Annotated in this window: 16 protein-coding genes and 2 pseudogenes; 8 read left to right on the forward strand and 10 right to left on the reverse strand. The window is 71.7% G+C overall.

Going from position 1 to position 22,964, the window contains the following annotated elements:
- The 10 genes and pseudogenes from OP86_RS38255 to OP86_RS21895 form a co-directional block, all read right to left on the reverse strand.
- Positions 1-1,270 (reverse strand): annotated as a pseudogene (locus tag OP86_RS38255) (condensation domain-containing protein); the annotation flags it as partial.
- A gap of 11 nt (positions 1,271-1,281) precedes the next feature.
- On the reverse strand, positions 1,282-4,332 hold the full coding sequence (locus OP86_RS33015; RefSeq protein WP_051830394.1) for a non-ribosomal peptide synthetase family protein: 3,051 nt from the start codon (positions 4,330-4,332) through the stop codon (positions 1,282-1,284).
- Positions 4,329-7,499: pseudogene (locus OP86_RS21860) on the reverse strand (non-ribosomal peptide synthetase); the annotation flags it as partial. The gene OP86_RS33015 and the pseudogene OP86_RS21860, both read right to left, overlap by 4 nt.
- A 33-nt stretch (positions 7,500-7,532) precedes the next feature.
- Positions 7,533-7,742, reverse strand: coding sequence for an MbtH family protein (locus tag OP86_RS21865; RefSeq protein WP_030055193.1), 210 nt, complete (start codon positions 7,740-7,742; stop codon positions 7,533-7,535).
- A gap of 166 nt (positions 7,743-7,908) precedes the next feature.
- Complete coding sequence (locus OP86_RS21870; RefSeq protein WP_051830396.1) at positions 7,909-9,228, reverse strand: MFS transporter; 1,320 nt, start codon at positions 9,226-9,228, stop codon at positions 7,909-7,911.
- Entirely contained in the window at positions 9,221-10,504 is a 1,284-nt protein-coding gene (locus OP86_RS21875) for a glutamate synthase-related protein (protein WP_051830397.1), read from the reverse strand. The genes OP86_RS21870 and OP86_RS21875 overlap by 8 nt, the downstream gene beginning before the upstream one ends.
- Positions 10,501-11,502 carry an asparagine synthetase A gene (locus tag OP86_RS21880; RefSeq protein ID WP_245231818.1) on the reverse strand — a complete coding sequence of 334 codons (1,002 nt, stop codon included), beginning with the start codon at positions 11,500-11,502 and terminating at the stop codon, positions 10,501-10,503. Before OP86_RS21880 ends, OP86_RS21875 begins: the two co-directional genes overlap by 4 nt.
- Positions 11,499-13,016, reverse strand: coding sequence for a methylaspartate mutase (locus tag OP86_RS21885; RefSeq protein WP_063832426.1), 1,518 nt, complete (start codon positions 13,014-13,016; stop codon positions 11,499-11,501). The genes OP86_RS21880 and OP86_RS21885 overlap by 4 nt, the downstream gene beginning before the upstream one ends.
- Positions 13,013-13,348, reverse strand: a complete 336-nt coding sequence (locus OP86_RS36785; RefSeq protein ID WP_051830398.1) for a hypothetical protein — start codon at positions 13,346-13,348, stop codon at positions 13,013-13,015. The genes OP86_RS21885 and OP86_RS36785 overlap by 4 nt, the downstream gene beginning before the upstream one ends.
- 62 nt (positions 13,349-13,410) lie before the next feature.
- Positions 13,411-14,493 (reverse strand): IS630 family transposase, encoded by a 1,083-nt coding sequence (locus tag OP86_RS21895; RefSeq protein WP_030055199.1) that lies wholly within the window; start codon positions 14,491-14,493, stop codon positions 13,411-13,413.
- 116 nt (positions 14,494-14,609) lie between these two features.
- Between OP86_RS21895 and OP86_RS36790 the strand changes: the two genes are divergently transcribed.
- From OP86_RS36790 to OP86_RS21930, 8 genes are all read left to right on the forward strand, one after another.
- Entirely contained in the window at positions 14,610-14,765 is a 156-nt protein-coding gene (locus OP86_RS36790; protein WP_157849805.1) for a hypothetical protein, read from the forward strand.
- Between the two features lie 330 nt (positions 14,766-15,095).
- The gene (locus OP86_RS21900; RefSeq protein ID WP_030055200.1) at positions 15,096-16,250 is read left to right on the forward strand and encodes a ParA family protein; all 1,155 of its coding nucleotides are present in this window, start codon (positions 15,096-15,098) and stop codon (positions 16,248-16,250) included.
- Positions 16,247-17,446 (forward strand): ParB/RepB/Spo0J family partition protein, encoded by a 1,200-nt coding sequence (locus OP86_RS21905; RefSeq protein ID WP_030055201.1) that lies wholly within the window; start codon positions 16,247-16,249, stop codon positions 17,444-17,446. Before OP86_RS21900 ends, OP86_RS21905 begins: the two co-directional genes overlap by 4 nt.
- A 294-nt stretch (positions 17,447-17,740) precedes the next feature.
- Positions 17,741-18,052, forward strand: coding sequence for a transposase (locus tag OP86_RS21910; RefSeq protein WP_030055202.1), 312 nt, complete (start codon positions 17,741-17,743; stop codon positions 18,050-18,052).
- Entirely contained in the window at positions 17,983-18,969 is a 987-nt protein-coding gene (locus tag OP86_RS21915) for an IS3 family transposase (RefSeq protein ID WP_157849806.1), read from the forward strand. The genes OP86_RS21910 and OP86_RS21915 overlap by 70 nt, the downstream gene beginning before the upstream one ends.
- 615 nt (positions 18,970-19,584) lie before the next feature.
- Positions 19,585-21,198, forward strand: coding sequence for a restriction endonuclease fold toxin-2 domain-containing protein (locus OP86_RS38260; protein WP_051830399.1), 1,614 nt, complete (start codon positions 19,585-19,587; stop codon positions 21,196-21,198).
- Positions 21,199-21,212: 14 nt separating this feature from the next.
- Complete coding sequence (locus OP86_RS21925; protein WP_030055205.1) at positions 21,213-21,677, forward strand: hypothetical protein; 465 nt, start codon at positions 21,213-21,215, stop codon at positions 21,675-21,677.
- A gap of 505 nt (positions 21,678-22,182) precedes the next feature.
- Complete coding sequence (locus OP86_RS21930) at positions 22,183-22,854, forward strand: hypothetical protein (protein ID WP_157849807.1); 672 nt, start codon at positions 22,183-22,185, stop codon at positions 22,852-22,854.
- The last annotated feature ends 110 nt before the right edge of the window (positions 22,855-22,964 follow it).

Here is a 22,964-nt window from a genome sequence, read left to right on the forward strand (position 1 = left end):
CTCGGTGTCGTTCCACCCGGCCAGGGCGAGCCGGTCGGCCTCCGAGAGCAGGGGGAGTTCGGCGATCCGGGCCGCCGGGTCGGCCGCGACCGTGCCGAGAAGCCGCACCAGGCACTCCAGCAGCCACTGGGCGGTGCACCGGTCGAACAGGTCCGCGGAGTACTCCAGCGAGGCGATCAGTCCGGCCTCCGCGCCCGTCCCGTCCCTCAGTTCGGAGAAGGCCGCGCCGAGGTCGAACTTGGCGCGGTCCCAGCCGAGGTCCTCGAAGTCCGCCTCGACGCCCGGGAATTCGGGCCGCACCTCGCCGGTGTTCTGGAGCTGCAGCAGCACCTGGAACAGCGGGTGGCGGGCGCTCAGCCGGGCCGGGTTGACCAGCTCGACCAGCCGCTCGAACGGGACGTCCTGGTGGTCGAGCGCGCCCAGGTCCGTCTCCCGGACGCGGGCCGACCGACATGCCGATCGGGATGTCGGTGCCCGCGCCGAGCCGGGACAGCATCGCGGCCAGCGCGGACTGCAGCACCATGAAGAGCGTCACCCCGTGGTCCCGCGCCAGGGCGTTCAGCGCCCGGTGGACCTCCGCGTCGACCTCGGTGGACACCACGCCGCCGGCGAAGGTGGCGACGGCCGGGCGCGGACGGTCCGTCGGCAGTGCCAGCTCCTCCGGCAAATCGGCCAACACGCCGCGCCAGTAGTCGAGTTGCCGCGACACCAGGGCGTCCGGGTCGCTCTCGTCCCCGAGCAGCTCGCGCTGCCAGGCCGCGTAGTCGGCGTACTGCACCGGCAGCGGCTCCCAGCCGGGCTCACGGCCGAGGGTGCGGGCCTCGTACGCCGCCGTCAGGTCGCGCAGCAGCGGGCCCATCGACCAGCCGTCGGTGGCGATGTGGTGGCTGACCAGGACCAGGACGTGGTCGTCCGGACCGAGCGCGAGCAGCGTGGCGCGCAGCGGCAGGTCGACGGCCAGGTCGAAGAGGTAGGTGGCGGCACGGTCGGCGGCCTCCGCCAGCTCCTGCGGCGTGCACGCGGCCTCGGCCAGTTCGACGGTCGCCTCGTCGATGTCCAGAATATTCTGGTACGGCTCGCCGTCGTGCTCGACGAAGACGGTGCGCAGCGTCTCGTGCCGGCCGACGACGTCGGCGAGGGCGGCACGCAGGGCCGGCACGTCGAGCGGGCCGCGCAGGCGCAGGGCCATCGAGCTGTTGTAGGTGTCGCTCGGGCCCTCCAGGCGGGAGACGAACCACAGGCGCCGCTGCGCGGAAGACGGGGGTATCACGGCAACTCCTTCTACCGCGGCCGCAGAGCGGGCCGGGCCTTGTCGGCGCCGGCCAGCCGCTTCGCGACGCCGGCGACGGTACGGGCTTCGAAGATCGTGGTGATGCTCAGCTCGGCATCGAGTTCGGTGCGGATCCGGCTGATCAGCCGGGTGGCGAGCAGGGAGTGGCCGCCCAGCTCGAAGAAGTCGTCGTCGACGCCGGCCACGGCGTCCAGGCCCAGCACCTCGGCGAAGAGCGTGCAGAGGGCCTTCTCGTGCGGGGTGCGCGGCGCGCGGCCGGTGCCGGCCACCGGGAGGAGCGGGACGGGCAGGGCCTTGCGGTCCAGCTTCCCGTTCGGGGTGAGCGGCATGGCGTCCAGCGTCACGATGGCGCTCGGCACCATGTACCCGGGCAGGAGCCCGGCCAGGAGCGCGCGCACCTCCCCGGCCAGCGCGGCCTGTTCGCGCGAGCCGGCCGGCACGTTGGTGCAGGCGGCGAGGACGGGTGTGGGCCCGGTGCGCGGGGCGGGTGCGGTGGGTCCCGTCCCCGGCGCGGTGAACAGGACGTCCAGCGCTCCGGCGTCAGCCCGGGTGCCGGCCTGGGCCCAGCCGACCGCGACGCGGTAGCCGAGCCGTTCGCCGAGGCGGTGGAACTCCTCCGGGTCGGGCGCGGTGCCGGGCCCGGCGCGGTGGGCGGCCAGCGCCTGCGCGACCGTCCCGTCCGCCTCCAGCACCCGCAGCGCGGCGAGTTCGTGCGCGAGCCGGCCGTTGGGCACCTCCGTCACCCGCAGCCGGGCGGGGCGCTCCGCCTCCAGCCGGCGGGCCAGATCATCCAGGCCCCCGGCTCCCCAGCGGAGTTCGGTGGCCTCCGCCACGGGCTGCTCGCCGCCCGCGCGGCGGCGCAGCACCGCGTCGTAGCGGTGGCGGGTCAGCTCGTTGTGGTGTCCGCCGCGGCGCAGCAGCACCTCGGCCTCGGCCAGCTCCGGCAGCAGGCCGGGCAGTGCCGTGAACAGGGCCGGGTCGACGAGCAGTTCCTCCTCGGCGAGTACGGCGGCCTCGATCTCCTTGCGCAACACCCCGGCGTCGGCGGCCGGTTCGGCGCCGTCCAGCCGGATCGCGGCCTGCAGGCAGCGCTGCGTCCGCAGGTTGCGCAGGTCGCCGAGGAAGACGGCGCCGCCGGGCGCCACCAGCTCCAGGGCCCGCTCGATCACCCGCAGCAGGTAGCCGCCGCTCGGGAAGTACTGCGCCACCGAGTTGAGCACCACGGTGTCGAAGCCGCCCGGCGGGAGATCGGCCACGGCGTCCGCGGGCTGCACCGACAGCCGTACCCGGTCGGCCAGTTCGGGCACCCGGGCGACCTTGCCGCGCAGCGCCTCGATCGCGGCCGCCGACACGTCGGTGCCCCGGTAGGACGCGCAGTGCGGTGCCAGCGACGCCAGCACCAGCCCGCTGCCGACGCCGATCTCCAGCACCCGGCCGGGGCCCGGGGCGGGCCCGAGCGAGCGGATCCGGGCCACCGTGGTGTCCCGCCACTGCGCCATCTGCTCCGGCGGGATCGGCCGGCCGTCATAACTGCTGCGCCAGAGCCGGAAGTCCTCGCCGAGGGCGAATCCGGCACTGGCCCGGTACTCGGCGTCGAAGACGGCCTGCCAGCCCTCGACCTGCCGGGCGTCCTGGGTCTCGGCCCACTCGGGCGCCGGGCGGGCGGGCACCGCGTACCCGACCAGCCGGACGTCGCCGGGCCGGTCCTCGCGGGCCAGCACGACGCTCTGCGCGACGCCAGGGTGGCGCAGCATCGCCGCCTCGACCTCGCCGAGTTCGATCCGGTGGCCGCGCACCTTCACCTGGGTGTCGGCGCGGCCCGCGAAGCGCAGTCCGCCGTCGGCTCCGCGGCGGGCGAGGTCGCCGGTGCGGTACATCCGGGTGCCCGGCTCGAAGGGGTTGGCGACGAACCGTTCGGCGGTGAGCGCCGGCTGGCCCGCGTAGCCGCGGGCGAGGCCGGCGCCGGCGATGTACAGCTCGCCCAGCCCGCCGTCCGGGACGGGGCGCAGCGCCTCGTCCAGGAGGTGCACCCGGGTGCCGGCGAGGGGCCCGCCGATCGTGGGGTCGCCGGTCGCCGGGTCGAGCCGGGCGGCCGTGGACCAGACGGTGGTCTCGGTGGGGCCGTACAGGTTGGTGACCTCGCCGTAGCGGCGGATCGCCGCCGCGAGCGGCGCCGGCAGCGCCTCGGCGCCCACCAGCACGCGCAGCCGGGGCAGTTCGCCGCCGTGCTCGACCAGGGTGCGCCACAGCGAGGGGGTGGCCTGCAGGACGGTGGCGCCCGAGCGGTGCAGCAGGCGGCCGAGCGCCGCCGGGTCGCCGACGACGGGCCGGGGCACCAGGACCACCCGGGCCCCGCTGACCAGCGGCAGGTACAGCTCGGGGACGGCCATGTCGAAGGCGACGGTGGCCACCGCCGGCCAGCGGTCCCGCTCGGTGAGCGGGAAGCGGCGGCCGAGGTCGGCGAGCAGGTTCGCCAGGGCCGCGTGCGGCACCACGACGCCCTTGGGGCGGCCGGTGGAGCCCGAGGTGTAGACGACGTAGGCGGGGTGCTGCGGGTGCAGCGGGGCGGTGCGCTCGGCGTCGGTGACGGCGCCCGCCGGGCGCCGGGCGAGGGCCTCGGCGGTGGCGGCGGAGTCGACGGTCAGCGCGCCGGGCGGCAGCCGGTCGGCCAGGGCCTCGGTGGTGAGCACCAGGGTGGGCTCGGCGTCGGCCAGCACGTGGGCGATCCGGCCGGCCGGGTGGTCCGGGTCGATCGGCACGTACGCGGCACCGGACTTGAGCACCGCCAGCAGGGCGACCACCAGCCCGGCCGTGCGCGGCAGCACCAGGGCGACGGTGCGTTCGGGGCCCGCGCCGTGCTCGATCAGCAGCCGGGCGAGGCGGTTGGCGGCGGCGTCGAGTTCGGCGTAGCCGAGCGCGGTGCCCTCGAAGACCACGGCGGTGGCCCGCGGGGTACGGGCGGCCTGGGCCTCGAACAGCTCCGGCAGCAGGGCGGGCGGCGCGGGGGCCGGGTGCGGCCCCGGTACGGGCAGCCGGCTCACGGTGTCTCCCTGCTCCGGCGCCGCAGGGCCGGGCGGGCCTTGCCGGCGCGGGAGAGGCGCTGGGCGAGGGCGGCGACCGTACGGGCCTCGAAGACGGTGCGGATGCCCAGTTCGGCGTCGAGGGCGGTGCGGATCCGGCTGATCAGCCGGGTGGCGAGCAGGGAGTGGCCGCCCAGCGCGAAGAAGCTGTCGTCGATGCCGACCTTCTCCAGGCCCAGCACCTCGGCGAACAGCGCGCAGAGGATCTCCTCCTGCGGGGTGCGCGGTGCCCGGCCGGTGCTCGCCGCGCTGTAGTCGGGGGCGGGCAGCGCCTTGCGGTCCAGCTTGCCGTTGGGCGTGCGCGGGATCGCCTCCAGGACGACGACGGCCGAGGGCACCATGTACTCGGGCAGGAAGGCGGCCACCTGCTCGCGCAGGTCGGCCGGGTCCAGGGCGCTCTGCCGCTGCGGCTCGGCGATGACGTAGCCGACCAGCCGCTTGTCGCCGGGGCTGTCCTCGCGGGCCAGGACGACGGCCTGCCGGACGCCCTCGCACCGCGACAGCGCGGCCTCCACCTCGCCGAGTTCGATCCGGAAGCCGCGGATCTTGACCTGCTGGTCGGCGCGGCCGAGGAACTCCATCACGCCGTCGGCCCGCCAGCGCACCAGGTCGCCGGTGCGGTACATCCGGGTGCCCGGCTCGAAGGGGTTGGCGACGAAGCGCTCGGAGGTGAGCGCCGGCTGGCCCGCGTAGCCGCGCGCCAGGCCCGGGCCGGCCATGTACAGCTCCCCGGCCACGCCCGGCGGGACGAGGTTGAGGAAGTTGTCCAGCACGTAGACCCGCTTGCCGGCGATCGGCCGGCCGACCGGCAGCGAGACGGACGAGGCGTCCGCCGGCACCGCCGTGTGGCACATGGTGAAGATCATGTTCTCCACCGGCGAGTACCCGTTCACCAGCCGCAGGTCGGGGCGCTGCTCCAGGAGCTTGCGCACGTGCGGCATCGAGGCCGGCTCCCCGCCGGTCATCACCTGGCGCACCGAGCCGAAGACGCCCGGGTACATGTCCAGCAGGAAGTTGAGCAGGCTCGCCGACACGTGCATCGTCGACACCTTGTGCTCGGCGACCAGCGCCTCGATCACCGCCGGCTCCGGGCGCTGGCCCGGCTGGAGCACGCAGGTGCCGCCGGAGAACAGCGCGCCGAACAGCTCCAGGGCGAAGGCGTCCCAGGAGACCGGCGAGCACTGCAGCCAGACCTCGTCCGGGCCGAAGCCGACGAACTCCTGGCCGACCAGGGTCGCCACCAGCGCGCGGTGCGAGGCCACCACGCCCTTGGGGCGGCCGGTCGAGCCGGAGGTGAACATCACGCAGGCCACGTCGTCCAGGCCGACGGCCAGGCCCAGGTCCTCCGGGGCCTGCGCGGCGATCCGGTCCGCCTCCGCGTCCAGCCGCACCGCCCGCAGCTCCGGCAGCCGCTCGGCGTAGTCGGCCGTGGTGACCACGACCTCGGCGTCCACCTGCCCCAGCACGGCCTTCCAGCGGTCCGCCGGGAAGTCGGTGTCCAGCACGGTGTAGCCCGCGCCGGCCTTCAGCACGCCCAGCACCGCCGCCACCAGGTCGACGCCGCGCTCCAGCAGCACCCCGACCACCCGGCCGCGCTCGACCCCGGCCGCGCGCAGCTGCCGCGCCACCCGGTTGGCCCGGGCGTTCAGCTCCGCGTACGTCACCCGCTCGTCGCGGAAGACCAGGGCCGTCGCCTCCGGGGTGTCCGCGGCCCGGGCCTCGACCACCTCGTGCGCGCACTCCCGCACCGGCACGCCCGCCGGGCCGTTCCACTCCTCCAGCAGCGCCAGTTCCTCGTCGCTGAGTAGGTCCAGCTCGCCGACCCGGGCGTCCGGGAACGCGGCCACCGCCTCCAGCACCCGCAGCAGGCTCGCCGCCAGCCACTCCGCCGTCCGGCGGTCGAAGAGGTCCGCCGAGTACTGCAGGGTGCCGCTCAGCCCGGCCGGGCCGCCGTAGAGGTCCTGGCGCTCGGCGAGGTCCAGGGTCAGGTCGAACTTCGACCCGGTGCTGGCGGCGATCCGGTGCTCGGCGTCGAGGCCGGCGAAGTCCAGCCGCGGCGTGGCGGCGTTCTGCAGGACCAGCATCACCTGGAACAGCGGGTTGCGGGCGAGCGAGCGGTCCGGGTTGAGCTCCTGGACCAGCTGCTCGAAGGGCACGTCCTGGTTCTCGAAGGCCGCGAGGTCGCTGCGGCGGACCCGGGCCAGCAGCTCGGTGAAGGTCGGGTTGCCGGAGAGATCGGTGCGCAGCACCAGGGTGTTGACGAAGAAGCCGACCAGCTCGTCCAGCGCCTCGTCGGTCCGGCCGGCCACCGGCGTGCCGAGCGGGATGTCGGTGCCCGCGCCGAGCCGGGAGAGCAACACGCCGAGCGCCGCCTGCAGCACCATGAACAGCGTGCCGCCGTCGGCCTGGGCCAGCCGCGCCAGTCGCCGGTGCACGTCGGCGTCGCCCTCGAACCGGACGGTGCCGCCCAGGTGCGAGCCGGCCGCCGGGCGGGGCCGGTCGGCGGGCAGCGCCAGCTCCTCCGGGAGGTCGGCCAGCTCCTGCTTCCAGAAGGCGAGTTGACGGGCCAGCACACTGTCCGGGTCGTTCTCGTCGCCGAGCAGCTCGCGCTGCCAGAGGGTGTAGTCGGCGTACTGCACCGGCAGCGGCTCCCAGCCGGGCGCCCGGCCGGCGCAGCGCGCCTCGTAGGCGGTGGCGAGGTCGCGCAGCAGCGGGGCCATCGACCAGCCGTCGCTGGCGATGTGGTGCATCACCACCACGAGCACGTGCTGCTCCGGGTCGACGGACAGCAGCAGGGCCCGCAGCGGCATGTCCACCGCGAGGTCGAAGGGCCGCGCGGTCTCCGCGTCGACCAGCCCCTCCAGCTCCGCCTCCGCGCAGTCCCGGGTGACGAAGGTGAGCTCCACCGCCTCCTCGTCCGTCACCTCCTGCCACAGCTCCCCGTCCCGCTCGCAGAACGTGGTGCGCAGCGCCTCGTGGCGGACCACGACGTCGAGGAGGGCGCCGCGCAGGTTCTCGACCTCCAGCGGCCCCCGGAACCGCACGACCACGGGGACGTTGTACGTGCCGTTCGGCTCCTCCAGCTGGTTGATGAACCACAGCCGTCGCTGGGCGTAGGACAACGGGATCACGGGGACTCCTAGGGGTCGCGCGGGGGCGGGTCAGTTCGACGCGTTGATCAGGCTGTTGGGCCGCATGTCCGTCCAGGCGGACTCGATGTGGGCCAGGCACGCCTCCCGGGTGTCCTCGCCGTGCGCCTGGGTCCAGCCTTCGGGGACGGGGATCGAGGCCGGCCACAAGGAGTACTGGCCCTCGTCGTTGACCAGTGCGAAGTAGGACTCGTCCGGGTTCTCGAAGGGGTTGCTGCTCATGTCGGCTCCTGATGTCTCGGAATTCGCTGCGGGTTCGGATGGCTGCGGGGGGAATCTGCTGCGGGGGATCCGCCGCGGGGGATTCGCACGCGCCGCGGCTGCGCTTACGACCGTACGAGCGGGGGGAAGCGCCGGGGGGCACTCGGTGAGGCACTCCGGCGGCACTTCAGTCCAGCCGGGCCCGGCCGATGGCGGGCCGGACGGCGGCGATGAGCGCCGCCAGCCCGGCCAGGGCGCCGTGCAGGACCATCGTGGCGGGCAGCCCGACGGCGTTGACCAGCACGCCCAGCATCAGGTTGCCCACCGGCACGGCCGTGAAGGCCGTCATGTTGAGGACGGACATCACCCGGCCGCGCACCTCCGGCGCGGCCCAGCGCTGGACCAGCGAGCCCAGCACGTTGCCGACCAGCCCGGAGAGCATGCCGAGCCCGAAGTAGACCGCCACGGCCGGCCCGAAGGACCCGATCAGGCCGAGCACGGCCAGCAGCAGGCCCTGCCCCGTCACCCCGGCGACCACCATGCCGCCGCTGCGCCGGCGGGTCGGCCAGGCCGTCGAGATCAGGAAGCTGGCGACGGCGCCCAGGGTGAAGGCGGTGAGCAGCGCCCCGACGCCCAGCGGGGTGCCGTACCGGTCGGCGAGCAGCACCAGGCCGACGTTGACCGGCCCCATGCTGGCGAGTTCGCTCAGGCCGATCAGCACGATCAGCCAGAGCAGGTCGCGGTGGCCGCGGATGTACCGCAGGCCCTCCCGGATCCGGGCCGGCAGGCTCTCCGGCGGCGGCCCGGCACGGTCCACGGCGTCCGGTGCTGATACCGGGGCCGGGGCCGACGCCTGCCGCACGGCCGGGGCCCGCAGCAGCAGCACCGCGACGGCCGAGACGGCGAAGCTGACCGCGTCGAACCCGGCCACCAGGGCCGCGCCGCCCACGCCCATGAGCAGTGCCCCGATCGGCCCGCCGAGCGCCTGGCCGCCGCGCGCGCCCAGCAGGAACAGCGAGTTGCCCCGCAGCAGGTGCTCGCGCGGCAGCAGGCGGGGGCGCAGCGCCCCGGAGGCCGGCATGAAGAAGGCGTCCATCAGGTTGGTCAGCAGCAGGACGGCCACGAAGACGGGCACGGACAGGTGGCCGAGCCAGGCGACGACGGCGGCCGCCGCCTGGACGGCGCACCGCAGCAGGTCGGCCGTGATCATCACCCGGCGCGGGCCGGTCCGGTCGACCACCGCTCCGCCGACCAGCAGGCCCAGCAGCGCGGGCAGCGAGCAGAGCGCCAGGACGGCGCCGGTCACGGTCGGGGAGGCGGTCTCGGTGAGCACCACGGTGAGGGCGACGAACCAGGCGGAGTTCCCGATCGCGGAGAAGCCGTTCGCGGCGACGAAGCCGAGGTAGCCGGGGCTGAACGGGCTTCCGTAGGCGTGCGGTTCGGGCTGCCCTGGCTGGCCTGGCTGCTCCGGGCCGTCCTTGCGGACCAGGGTCTCGGCCTCAGCCACGGAGGTGGCCCTCCATCTGGCGGTAGGCGGCCCCGGCCGTTTCGGGGCCGGCGCCGAACCAGACGTCCTCGGGGGTCAGTGCGCCGGTGGAGTAGACGCCGAGCGCGCTGGTGATCAGCCGCAGCTCCAGCGCCAGGCACTCCACCAGACGGGCCAGACCATCCTGCGGGTCCTCGTCGACGGCCAACAACGCCGCTCGGCCCAGGCCGACGGCGGTGGCCCCGAGGGCGAGCGCCTTGGCCGCCCGGGCGCCCTCCCAGATCCGGCCGGCGGCGAGCAGGCAGCCCGTCGGGCTGACCCGGCGCAGGCACTCGTGCAGCGGGAGGCCGACCTGCGCCGGAAAGGCGCTGGGCGCCCAGCCGGAGCCGCCCTCGGCGCCGTCCACGGTCACCGCGTCGGCGCCGGCCGCCCAGGCCACCGCGGCGGCCGCGGCGACGTCCCGGGCCGGCGGGAGCTTCACCCAGACCCGGGCGTGCGGGAAGTTGTTGCGCATCAGCCGGATCTGCTGGCGCAGGATCTCGTCGGTGAAGGTGCCGGGGCTGCCGCTGCGCAGCACCCGCGGGTCGTCCGGGCCGAAGACCTCCTGGAGCTGGAAGCGGTCGGCGAGCCGGGCCGCCTCGGCGCGCGGCAGGACGGTCATCCCGCCGAGGCCGGGCTTGGCGCCCTGGCCGACCTTCAACTCGAAGCCCAGGCGCCCGGATTCGAGCAGTCCGCGGGTGCCCGGGTCGCTGTAGACCAGGTTCCACACCTCGGCGTCGGCGTCCTCGGTGCTCTGCTGGACCACCAACCCGCCGAGCCCGTCCGGGAGTTCACCGGCGTAGGCCTCGATCCGGCGCAGCAGGGCGCGCTGTTCGTCGGTCTCGGCGCGGCCGTAGCCCTGGACCGGGACGATGTTCTCGCCGATCACCATCGGCAGGCCGAGCCGGCCGGCCTGCCGGGCGGCGGCCACGCCCAGGTCGCGGCTGGCGACCTGGGTGGAGCCGAACGCCGAGACGTACAGGGGCAGTGCGGAGGCGAAACCGCCGACGGTGGTGGCGAGTTCGACGTCGGAGAAGAGCGGTTCCCGGCCGAGGTCGATCAGCTTCTCCAGCCGCTGCGGCACGAACACCGGCGGGACCAGCCGGGCCCGGTCGAGCGGGTCCGCGGCGGGCCGGCCCTCGTCGCCGTAGAGGGTGTGGCCGTAGTCGTCCGCCGCCGGGAAGGCCGCGGCGGTGCCGGTCCGGGCCCGGGTGCGGATCTCCGCCTCCGGCAGGCCGACGGCGTGCAGGGCGCTCACGGCGACACCGTCCCGACCAGCTTGGGGAACGCGCTGGCCTGCCAGACGGCGTCCAGCCCGGCGATGTAGCGGGTGAGCCGCTGCAGGCCGATGCCGAAGCCGGAGCTGGCCGGGATGCCCTCGCGGGCGGTCTCCAGGTACCAGGCGTACTTGGCCGGGTTCTCGCCGGTCTCGCGGATCCGGGCGACGATCCGCGCGTAGTCGGACTCGCGCTCGCTGCCGCTGCACAGTTCGCCGTAGCCCTCGGGCGCGATCAGGTCGAAGTTGCGCAGCACGCCGGGGTGTTCGAGGCTCTCCCGGTCGTAGAAGCCGCGCGAGCCCTTGGGGTAGTCGGTGACGAAGAACGGGCGGCTGGCCTTGCCGGAGAGCAACGCCTCGCCGGGCCAGTCGAGTTCGGCGTCCGGGCTCTGCCCGTGCCCGAGCTCGTGCAGCCGCTCGACGGCGGTGGCGTGCGAGATCCGGTCGAAGGCGGTGTTGATCAGGTCGGTGAACGCGCCCGGGTCGCGGCCGAGTTGCTCCAGGTCCTCGGCGTGCTCGGTGACCACGTGGCGGGCCATGTGGCGCACCAGGTCCTCGATCAGCTGGAGGATGTCCTCCCGGGTGGCACCGGCCACCTCGACGTCCAGCTGGTGGAACTCGGTGAGGTGGCGGCCGGTACCGGCGGTCTCCACCGGCTCCAGGCGGACGTTCGGCGCCACGTAGAAGATCTTGTCGAAGGCCAGCAGCGAGGCCTGCTTGTACAGGATCGCGCTGGTCATCAGCTTGTAGCGGTGGCCGTAGTAGTCGATGTCGACCTGCTTGGCGCCGCGGTTGCCCGGGTCGGTGACCGGCCCGATGATCGGCGGCAGCAGCTCGGTGAAGCCGTTGTCGCGCAGGAACTGGCGGGCGGCGGTCAGCAGTCCGCCCTGCAGGCGCAGCGCGCCGCGGGTGACCGGGGAGGTCAGGTGCTGCCGGGGGTGCGGGAGTTGGGGCGTTTCGAAGGGGGTGTTCACGGTCACGGCCTCGTGCTCTCTGGAGTCGGTGTCGAGCTGGTGGAGATGGAGGTGGAGGTGGAGGTGGAAGGGACGGCGGTGATCGACCGGCCCGCGGCGCGGCCGAGTTCCGCGCGGTCGTAGCCGCGTTGGACGTACGACAGCGAGGTCAGCAGTCCGGCCGAGGTGAGCGGCCGGGTGAGCCCGGTGACGGCGGCGCGGCCGAGCGGCATCGAGCCGGTCGCCGTCCAGCGCAGCCGGCCGGAGTCGTCGATGGTGCTGCGGGACAGGCCCGCGTTGTCGGGGTGCAGGCAGAACGGGACGTCCAGGTAGCCGCGTTCGAAGGCGGTCGGCAGGGAGCGGGCGACCACCTCGTCGAGGTCGAGCACCGCCTCGACGAACGCCCGCGCCTCGGCGTAGACCTCGTTGTCCGCCTCCACCCGGGGTCCGGGTACGGCGCCCGCCCCGGAACCGGCCAGGGCGGAACCGGACAGGGCAGAACCGGACACGGCGCACCCGGACGGGGCGGTCACCCCGGCCGCCACCCGGGCGGCGTGCTCCAGGGCGGTGACGTTCTCCTCGACGGTCGGGATCCCGAACGCCTCGGCGGCCGTCTTCACGATCAGCCGGGAGGCGCCCGAGCGGACAGCGAGCCGCGCCGAGGCGGCGAGCAGGTCGGCCGCCCCCTCGGGGGTCTGCGGGTAGACGCCCATGTAGGTGTAGACCACGATGTGCCAGGAGGGCGTGGGCAGGAACTCGGCGGCCAGCCGGCGAAGGGCGGCGACCGCCTCCTCGTCCTGCGGGCCGCTGGTCTGCTGGGCGTAGCTCAGCGAGACGTCGGTCACCCCGTTCTGGCAGAAGAACAGCCCCTCCAGCAGGCTGATGGCGACCAGCAGCGAGGGCGGGCAGAGCTGGCCCATCATGCAGCCGCCGAACGTCTCCAGGTGCGGTTCCTCACCCAAGTCCCGTACGGCGCCCAGCAGTCGGCAGCACTCGACCCAGTTCTCCACCGACTCGCGCAGCGGCACCCGGCCGTACGGCAGGCAGTAGGAGGCCGGGCCGCCCTCGGTGGCGTGCAGTCCGGCCTCGGCCAGGGCGGTCATGATGCGCTGCGGCCGCGCCGAGCCGTGCCGGACCTGGACGGGGAAGCCCTCGTCCAGCGCCCCGTCCAGCACGGCCCTGGTACGGGCGCTGCCCTGGGCGACGATCGGGTAGCCGTTGAGGCGCACGCCAGCGGCCAGCGCCCGGCGGGCGGCGTCGTGCTCGCCGACCCGGGTGTAGCTGTCCAGGGTGAGCGTGCCGACGGTGGTGGCCCGGGCCCGCTTGGTCGCGAGCAGCCCGCCGCGCATCTCCTCGGGGTCGCTGAAGCCCATCCGGGGCTGGACGACCAACTGTCCGCGAGCGTGCGCACGGGCGACGAACTCGCCGAAGCCCGACCGCCGGACCGGGAGCACCCGGGCGGAGGGCCCGGCGACCTCACCGGCCCGCTCCGGTTCGGTGGTCCGCTCCGGCTCGCCGGCCCGCTCCGAATCGGCGGTCATCGGGCGCCTCCCGCTTCCAGGGCCAGCGACGCCGTCGCCGCTTCCAGGCCGACGGATTCCAGGGCCCCTGCCCGCGGTGCCCCCGCACGCAGGGCCACCTTCTCCAGGGATCCGACGAAGGACCGGAAGGCCGTCACCCCGCCCGCGTCGTCGAAGACCGCGTCGAACCCGGCCGCCAGCAGCTCGGCCGAGCGGTCGCCTTCGTCGGCGCCTCGCACGCCGAGCTTCCCGCCGATGATCACCGGGCAGTCGGCCAGCTCCGGGCAGGCCCGCAGCCGTTCGATCGCCAGCAGGCCGTCCTGGGCGCCGTGCCCGTTGACGCTGCTGAGCACGATCAGGTCCGGGCGGCGCCACTCGCACTCGGCGACCAGCAGGTCACCGGGTACGCAGGGGCCTAGTGTCCCGCGCCAGGAATTCGTTCAAGATATGAGGCGAGTCGTTCGAGGATCTCGTCGGCGGTCCTGGTCCAGGCGAAGGGTCGGGGGTTCTCGTTCCAGGTCTTGATCCAGTCCCGAATGTCCTTCTCCAGCGCGCGGACGGACTTGTGGACTCCGCGTCGGAGTTGCTTGTCCGTCAGCAGGCCGAACCACCGCTCGACCTGGTTGAGCCAGGACGAGCTGGTGGGGGTGAAGTGCAGATGGAACCGCGGGTGGGTGGCCAGCCACTTCTGGATCGCCGGGGTCTTGTGGGTGGCGTAGTTGTCACAGATGAGGTGCACGTCCAGGTCGGCGGGCACCTCCTTGTCCAGCTTGGTGAGGAACTTCTTGAACTCCGTGGCCCGGTGTCGGCGGTGGAGTGAGCCGATGACCTCGCCCGTGGCCACGTCCAGTGCGGCGAACAGCGTGGTGACGCCGTTGCGCAGGTAGTCGTGGGTGCGGCGCTCGGGCATGCCGGGCATCATCGGCAGGACTGGGGCCGAGCGGTCCAGCGCCTGGATCTGGCTCTTCTCGTCCACGCAGAGCACAAGGGCCCGCTCCGGCGGGTCGAGATAGAGTCCGACCACGTCGCGAACCTTGTCGATGAACTGCGGGTCCTTGCTGAGCTTGAAGGTGTCCACCAGGTGCGGCTTGAGGCCGAACGCCTTCCAGACCCGGCCGACCGTGGACTTCGACAGTCCGCTCTCGGCGGCCATCGACGCACGCGACCAGTGGGTCGCGTCCTTGGGGGTCCGTTCCAGGGTCGCGACGACCAGATCCTCGACCTGCTCGTCGCTGATCTTCCGTGGAGCGCCGGGGCGTTGCTCGTCCGCCAGCCCCTCCAGCCGGCCCTCCAGGAAGCGCCGCCGCCACTTGCCCACTGTCTGCGGCCAGATACCCAGCTCGGCCGCGACCTCCTGGTTCGACCTCCCGTCCGCACAGCCGAGAACGATCCGGCACCGTTGCGCCAGTGCCTGCGAGGACTTGGCCCGCCGCGACCAGCGGACCAGCGTCTCGCGCTCCTCGTCCGTCAACGTCAGCTCGGCCATCGGCCGTCCCATTCGCGCCACGACACGAGGCTACACATATGCATCGAATTTCAGGCGCAGGACACTAGCGCCTACTCCTGCGAGACATGCTGCTCGCGGGACACGAGCGTGCCGGGACAAGGGAAATCGTGGGCGGCCCGATCCTGATCACCAGCACCAAGCTGGGCGCGGCCGCGTACGTGGACGACCGCGCGGTCCACCACGCCGGTGACTGGGACGCCACGCTCGACACCGTCAGCCGGGTGATCGGCCTGGACCGCGTCGGCACTGTCGTCCCGGCCTGACTCTCAGTGAAGGGCCCTCCTCCTTAGCCTCGAAGCTGAGGAGGAGGGCCCTTCTGTGTTTCCAGGTCGAGTGACACGTCGGCTGTCGCCGTCCGAGAGTGAGCTGACAATCGCCACATCTACCGGCGCTGCGGCCATTACCTCGGCGGCCGTGTTCTGGGCGGCCGTCAACCGCTTGGCGAGGCGCTGCACCTCAAGTCGGCCTGTCAGGTGTTGTCCGCGGACAACACGTGCCTGCAGTCTGAACCGGCCGGGGGATATGGATGCAAAGTCTGAATTGCCCCGTGTCATGTGTGATGACGCCGGGCCAGCGGTTAGTAAACTCCCCCCATGACCGCACCAGCCATGCCCGATGACCGGGACAAAGTAGTTACCAAACTCCCCCAGCAGTTGTGTCGGGAGCTGAAGATCCGCGCTGTGACCGCCGACAAGTCGATCCAGGACGCTGTCACCCAGGGCATCCAGGCATGGCGCGAAGCTGGCAAACCGCTCCCCCTGATCGACACTGCCAAGTCGGGCTCGTTCTCCACTTACGTCCCCTCGGCGTTGTACAAGGCTTTCCGCGAGGACTGCTCTACCCTCAAGATCAACTTCAATCAGGGCCTCGCCCAGGCGATCCAACTGTGGCTGGACGCGAACCCGCTTCCCCACCGAAGCCGGCCGTCGACTGGAGCCCGGCGGGTGGCGTTCGGCAACCAGAAGGGCGGGGTCGGCAAGACCGCGATGTCCGCCGGTGTCGGCCAGGCCTTGGCGGAGATGGGCTACCGGGTGTGCTTGGTCGACTTCGACCCCCAGGGCCACCTCACCAAGCAGTTCGGCCATGACCACCTCCCGATCAAGGGTGACAGCCTCGTCAAGAACATGTGCGGCGAACGACAGGCAGACCTGCGCGAGCTGCTCATCGAGATCCCAGGCGAGTCCTTCGACGACCGCCTGCATCTCCTGCCGGCCTGCACCGACGGATTCCTCCTTGACGCCAAGCTCGTCTCCTCGCGCGAAATCCGCGTCAAGGAGACCGCTCTTGAGAAGGCCCTCGGCTCCATCGAGCGCGAGTTCGACTTCGTGGTCGTCGACTGTCCCCCGAGTCTCGGGTACGCGATGGACAACGCGATCTACTACGTGCGAACCCGCGAGGGCGAACCCGAGGGCAACTCCGGGATCGTGATCCCGGTGCAGGCCGAGGACTCCTCTGCGGACGCCTACACCCTCCTGCGCGAGCAGATCGACTCCCTCTGCGACGACCTCGACATCAACGTTCACAACCTCGGATTCGTCGTCAATCTCTACGACGCCCGAAAGGGTTACGTCGTGACCTCCTCCCTCGATGCCTGGAAGAGCCTCGGCAAGCCGGGAGTGATCGCCGTCGTGAACGACCTCAAGGAGCAACGTGAGGCCGTACGAATGAAGACGCCGCTCCTCGTCCACGCCCCTGACAGCGACCAGGCCGATGTCATGCGCGACATCGCGAGGAGGGTCGCGAAGTGAAGGCAGCCGACCGTCTCGGGACCGGAGTTGCTTTTGGGGGCATCAGCCGCCCGCCGCGCAGTGAGCGAGGCCGGGCCAAGGCCCAGGCCGAGGGGTCCATCCCGGACTACGAGATTCAGCGCATTCCCCTGGCCCGGGTGGCGCTGTGTCCGATGAACCCGCGCCGCTACTACGGCACCGAGGAGCAGCGCGAGAAACTGGGCCAGAGCCTGGCGAGGAAGCAGACCACAGCATGCGTCGCGGTCACTCGTGACGCATACCTCGCTCTGTGGCCCAGTCATGAATCGCTCATCGGCGAGCAGACCGAGTTCGTCCTCATGAACGGCGAGCGCCGTCACCGTTCGGCTTCGCTTGTGGGACTCGACGTTCTCGACTTCGTGGTCCGTGACGACCTGGCGACCAGCCAGGCCGACTTCATGGACTACCTCATGGCCGAGAACGAGGACCGCGAGGACTTCAACATCATCGAACGGGCCATGGGCCTGGAGCAGCTCCTGGCGGCGTGCGGCGGCAACGCCGCCGAGGTCGCCCGACGCCGCGGCCGGGACCGGTCCTGGGTGGGCAATCAGATCCTGCTCTTGACTCTCCCCTCGGCGATCCAGGATCGACTGGCCAGCGGAGAGATGGCCGAGCGCTACGGCCGCCGCCTGGCTCGCGCCTACAAGGATGACAAGGCCCTGACTGCCGACGACCTCCTTGCCCTCGAAGAGCAGCTCAAGGAGGAGGAACGAGCCAAGCGCATCGCCCAGCGGAACGCACTCCAGATGTTGTCCGCGGACAACATCCCGACCCCAGCAGAGCGGTCCGCTGCCGAAGCTGTCCCGCAGACCGTCGTGTTGTCCGCGGACAACACGGTGCCTGAAACCGTTGCCCGCGATACTTCGATCGCCGCTGGGCCGACGGCAGCGGCACCGGCGACGTTGTCCGCTGACAACACTGGACAGCCCGCCGTCCCGCAAGGCCGTGTGCCAGCCGAGTCGGATCCCGCTGTGGGAAGTCCCGCCAGCCGTCCGGCCGGGACACCGGGGCCGCTGCCCAGGCAGGTTCCCGCCACGGACCCGGCACCGGCCCTGACGGCGGACCAGCTCGTCAGGGCGCTGGGAGAGACGGCGGAGGAGCAGGCCGCGACGCTCCACGCCGGGCTCGACACCGATGGTCTCCTCGCCCTGGTCGACGCCCTGCACGCCCTCGTGTAGGTCGAGTCAGAGACTTGCACACCCGATGTTGTCCGCGGACAACATCGCCCGTGCATCGGAGCACTCTGCGACGTGGCTGGCACGCATACCCTCGTGTTGTCCGCGGACAACACAGTGCCTCAACCAGGACCGGCGAGGGCACAGATCCCATCTGGCATTGGTAGGTCGACCAGCTGTGCAGTGTTGTCCGCGGACAACACTGCACAGCATGTGGTTCTGCAGGGCTGAGGTTCCCCCGAGGTGCGGAAGGTTGGCGGAGATGGCCTGATGGGTCATGAGAAGGGAGCCTTTGTGATGGCTGCTCAGATGAAGTACCCGCCCGAGTTGCGCCGGCGTGCGGTGGAGATGTACCGCTCCGCCGACCCGAAGCCGGTGATCCGGCAGATGGCCCGCGACCTCGGGGTGCACCACGAGGCCCTGCGCAACTGGATCCGCCAGGACGAGGCGGACCGGGGCGAGCGCGACGACCGGCTGAGCACCCCGGAGAAGGAGGAGCTGGCCGCTTTGCGGAAGGAGAACGCCGAGCTGCGGCGTTCGTGCGAGATCCTCAAGGCCGCCTCGGCTTTTTTCGCCCAGGAGCTCGACCTGACCCGGCGACGGTACTGAAGCTCGTCGACGAGCACCAGGACCAATTCGGGGCCGAGCCCGTCCTCCGGGAACTGCACATCCCCGCCTCCACCTACTACCGCTGGCGCCGCGATGTCCACGAGCCGTGCGAGCGCAAGCGCCACGACGCCGAGCTGACCGAGCACATCCGCCGCATCCACGCCGACTCCGGCGAAACCTACGGCTCCCCGCGCGTCCACGCCGTCCTGCGGCGCGAGGGCACCCGCGTCGGCCGCAAGCGGGTCGAGCGCCTGATGCGCCAGGCCGGACTCCAGGGCGTCAGCCCGCGCCGGCCCCGCTCCTTCACCCGCCGCGACCCGGCGGCCGACCTCGCCCCGGACCTGGTCCAGCGCGACTTCACCGCCAGCGCCCCGAACCGGCTGTGGGTCGCCGACATCTCGCTGATCCCGACCGGCGAGGGCCCGTGGTGGCTGGCCACGATCCGCGACGCCTTCTCGCGCCGGATCGTGGGCTGGCACACCTCGGAGCGAGCGGACGCCGACCTGGTCCTCACCGCGCTGGAGTACGCCCTGCACGGCCGACCCGTCGAACCCGGGAAGCTGATCCACCACAGCGATCACGGGTGTCAGTACACGTCCATCAAGCTCACAACCCGCCTGCTGAAGGCGGGAATCGAGCCCAGTATGGGAACCGTCGGCGACTCGTTCGACAACGCCCTCGCGGAGAACTTCTGGAGCGTGCTGAAGACCGAGTGCGTGCGCCGCACGACCTTCGCGACCCGCACCGACGCCGACCTCGCACTGTTCGCCTACATCGACGGCTGGTACAACACCCGCCGCATCCAAAAGCGCCTCGGCTGGCTCAGCCCCGACGAGTACGAGGCAAAGCACTACGCCGACCAGGCGACGGCCGAACCAGTGGCCGCCGAACCACCCACACCCGCCCTGACCAGGTAATCAACACCTCCCACCCAGCGGGGGAAGCTCACGCCAGCCGGTGGCCGTGCCGGCTACGGCTATAGGTCGTCCGCCGACCGTCCTGCCGAAAGCCCATCTGGTCAGCCCCGAACTGGACAGCTTCTTGGCCACGGTCATCAAGCGCGGTTGAGTCCGTTGGTCGCCCTCCCGATGCTGGCGTTCCGAAGGGAGCCGTGAGCATAGCGAGGATGGCGCCATGCGAGGCGGGAATCTGAGCATCGACGGCGATACGGCCGGAGTCAGTCTGTGGCTTCCGCATTTCAGAGTGTCCGGTGCTGACCCGAGCCTACGCTGATCTGATCGGGCGGCTCCCCAGGCGCCTGCTCGGGTCCGAGGGCGGCGCTCTCTACGGTGCCAGCATGGCACCGACGCAACTGCCTCTCCCGCTCCCCGTCAGCACGACACCCTTGGGCGCATGGCTGGTGGTAGGGCTAACCAATCGCCTGACAGGCCGCCAGGGGGCCCCTCCAGGGATTTTGATCATGATCACGCATCGTTCTGGGTGCGAAAGCGCCATCCTGACCGCCCTTCAGGTCGACCGCTGAGGAGGCCTCGTAGCATGGGAGACCTTGTTGTGGGGGCAGTGGGGGTGGGATGGACGGCGGCTACAAGGTCGATGTGAAGGCTCTGGTCGACGGGTCGTGGCAGTTGCATCAGGTCTCCGAGGACCTGCTGAACATCGTGACTCTGTTGGCACGGGAGCTGTCCGTGGCCGGCGGCATGATCGGGGACGACGAGGCAGGGGCGATCTTCGCTTCGGTGTACAAGCCGACGGCCAAGACGGCGGTCAACCAGATGGCGAACGCCTGTCACTTCATGGGCAAAGGCGCCGAGACGCTGCTCATGAACGCGAACAACTATCTGGCAGCCGAGGACGAGGTAGCCAAGCACCTGCTCGAGGCGAGCGCGGAGCCGAACGGCGACCCTGCGAGTGGTCTGTCGCAGCCATGGGTGCAGCCAGGTCAGTGCGCGCCTGACCCACGGGGCATCGGTGAAGGCTTGCCCGAGGCGGTCGGGACCACCAGCGGCGTTGACAAGTGGGTCTGGGGGGACCGGTACCGCGGGGACGCGGACAAGCTGAGGAAGACCGCCCAGACGTGGCAGGCCGCGCACCGGCTCACCGCGAAGGTTCTCACCGACGCGCAGGACGCCTGGCGCACCGTCGACGGGATCCACGAAGGGGAGACGGCCAAAGCGATCGCGTTTTTCTTCAGCGCCTTCGTCGGCCGGCAGGCCTACCCGGCGCAGCCCGCCGAGACGCACACGCTGCTGGCGAACCTGTCGTCGGCCTGCCGCCAGCTCGGCGATGCCTGTGACAGCTATGCCAAGCACATCGACGACTGCTCCAGCATTTTCAACGGCTGGTTCGACGCGCCCTGGGACAACCCGATCTTCGGCGGCAACGGCGACGACGGCGGTCTGAAGTCGAAGGTGACGAGCGACACGCAGATCATGTCGCTCGCCGGCACTCCGCACGTGCTCGACGACACCCAGAAGCGCATACCGGTACCCCAGGGCCAGCCCGCGCCGTCGAAGCCGTCCGGCCCGGGGTTCCCGTGGGTCCTGCCCTTCCCGGCGCCGCTTCCCGTGCCCGGGCCATTGCCTCTGGTCCCCGCCGTCTTCCGTCCGGTGGACCCCAACAGCCCGGCCAAACCGCCGATGGGACCGCCTGTCCCGCCCCACCCTGGTTTCCCTCCGCTGAATCCCACTGAGCTGGCCGCGTTCCAGCAGTGGAAGTCGGGGCTCGTCAAGGGCCACTTCTCCGGCGGAGACGTCGAGGAGATGCTCTACCAGCTGAACACCGCCGGCTATCCCGAGTACCAGCTCCCGATCGTCCCCAAGCCAGGCAGAGAGCCGTACGTCATGGCTGACGGACTCCGGGACAGCGACGGCATGATCGTGGAAGCCAAGTTCGTCAAGAATCCGAAGACCTGCTACCGCACGTTGGACGAGCTGGAGAAGTCTCAGCAGGGACAGAAGGGCGCAAAGCCGCCGTTCCTGTTCAGCGATGACGAGGAAGAGCTGGACAAGTACGCCAAGGCCATCGCCGACCCGCGCAACCAGAACCAGATCCGAGGCGTCGAGATCGACACCAGCGACCCCAACACCCTCTCCTACTGGCGCACCATGCTCGCCCTGCGCGGCGTCAAGGGATACGCCCGATACGTCCCCGAGAGCGGATCAGCACCCGGCTCACCAGTCTCCTGAAAGAGAGAACACCCTTGGACCGCGAGACACTCCTGCGGCTCTACCCGCTTCCGGAACCCACCACCACCTTCATCCTCACCCCGGCACCCGGCACAACCTGGGGCATGACCGCCGATACCTTCCTCGATGCGCTGCGCCGACGGCAGGGCGGGGAGGCGGAGATTCAAACCCACGCCGATGGCGGACCGAGCGACAAGCACGGCTGGTGGTTCGGTTTCACAGTCGGCGACGTGGGACACGACGGGGCCGGGTCGAGCTGCCTCGGGGGCAACGAAGGCGTGTCGATCTTCAAAACGACCGTTGACGTGGCCGCGGAGTTCGCCGCCTGGGTATGCGCCGAGCTGGTACCGGACGGAGCGGCGGTGGACTTCAACTCCAGAGTGGGGATGGAGGCCGGGCTGCCCGACGAGTTGCTCACTGCCAGGACGGTCCAGGACTTGGAGGCCGTCTTCCGGGAGCACATCGAGAACGCGGCATAGTTCACGATCGACACCGCACCCGCGAAGATCGCGAACCCGTGGACGGCCAGCACTACCCCAGTCTCCGGGTGCGTGCGCACCAGGGCTCGGGCCCGCGCCCGCAGTCCGGTTCCAGAGGCTGCGGTCGCGCCTGCCGGTGCCGATGCCCGGAGGCCGGCACTTGCGCCGAGCACGGCCAGGGCGACGGCGGAGAGCGCGAATGTTCCCGCGTCCAGCCAGAACAGCCCGGCCATCGGCATCACGGCGAGCAGCACGCCGGCGGAGCCGGGGCCGGCGACCCGGGTGGCGCTGGACCACCGGCCGTCGTAGTTGTTGCCGACCTGCCCCCGGACGGGATGAAAGGGCTAGTCTGGTGGGCGGCAGGGGAGTTCAGGTATGGGCGACGCGTTCCGATACCGGAGAGCGGCCCGGTTGCCCCGGCATCCTCACCTACCAGACGGGGACCCCGATGATCGAGCACTCACTGCCCCCGGGCGCCACTATCGACCACCTGTGGCAGCTCAGGGTGGCCGGCGAGATCAGGGTGCGGGCGGTGGACTGGGTGGCCCCGCTGCCGCAGGGGCTCGTCGCCGACTACTCGACCCCCGACGGAGACGTCTTCGTCTCGACGGTCCTCGTCCCTCTGGTGTGCGTCCGGTGCCCGTCGACGAGGAGTCACATCGTGCAGGGGCGTTGGGGCGACGAGCTCACCCTGATCTGCATCCGCTGCGGTACAGACTGGACCGGTCGGTGGGCCGGCATCGGAGACGACGACGGGGCCGCCAGCCGCGCGCTGTTGAAGCAGATCATCGTTGAGTCCGGGTTCACCCCGGGCACCGGGGTTGGCGACACGATCGGGGACATCCGCGACGAGTTCCACGCCGGCCTGTGGACCCCCAGCCGGATCGACCAGCGGCTGGCCGACGCTCTCCCGCTCACCGTCCAGGGCGACCACGGTGGGACAGGGCCCGAGGCGATCGCCCAGTGCATGGTGTCGACGCTCCCGGACTGGAGGCTCCGGAGCCTCCGGTTCTCCGAAGCGCTTGCCCGTACGATCGGGCTGTTGCGGGCGCCCGGAGCCGGGACCGACACGGAGACTCTGGACGTCCTGGACTCCGTCATGGGCCTGGCCCGTACGATCGCGGCCCTGGAACCGGGCGATCTCCGGCACGAGCCGGAAGCCCAGATCGAAAGCTGAGCGAAGCAGGCCGCGTCCCACCGTGCGGGATGACGTCCTAGAGTGCGGTTCGCGTACGTTACTGGGCCGGCGAGCGCCGCCGCCTGCTGTGGCCCCGCTCGGAGGTGAAG

The organism is Streptomyces novaecaesareae (assembly GCF_000716875.1).
GTDB lineage: Bacteria > Actinomycetota > Actinomycetes > Streptomycetales > Streptomycetaceae > Kitasatospora > Kitasatospora novaecaesareae.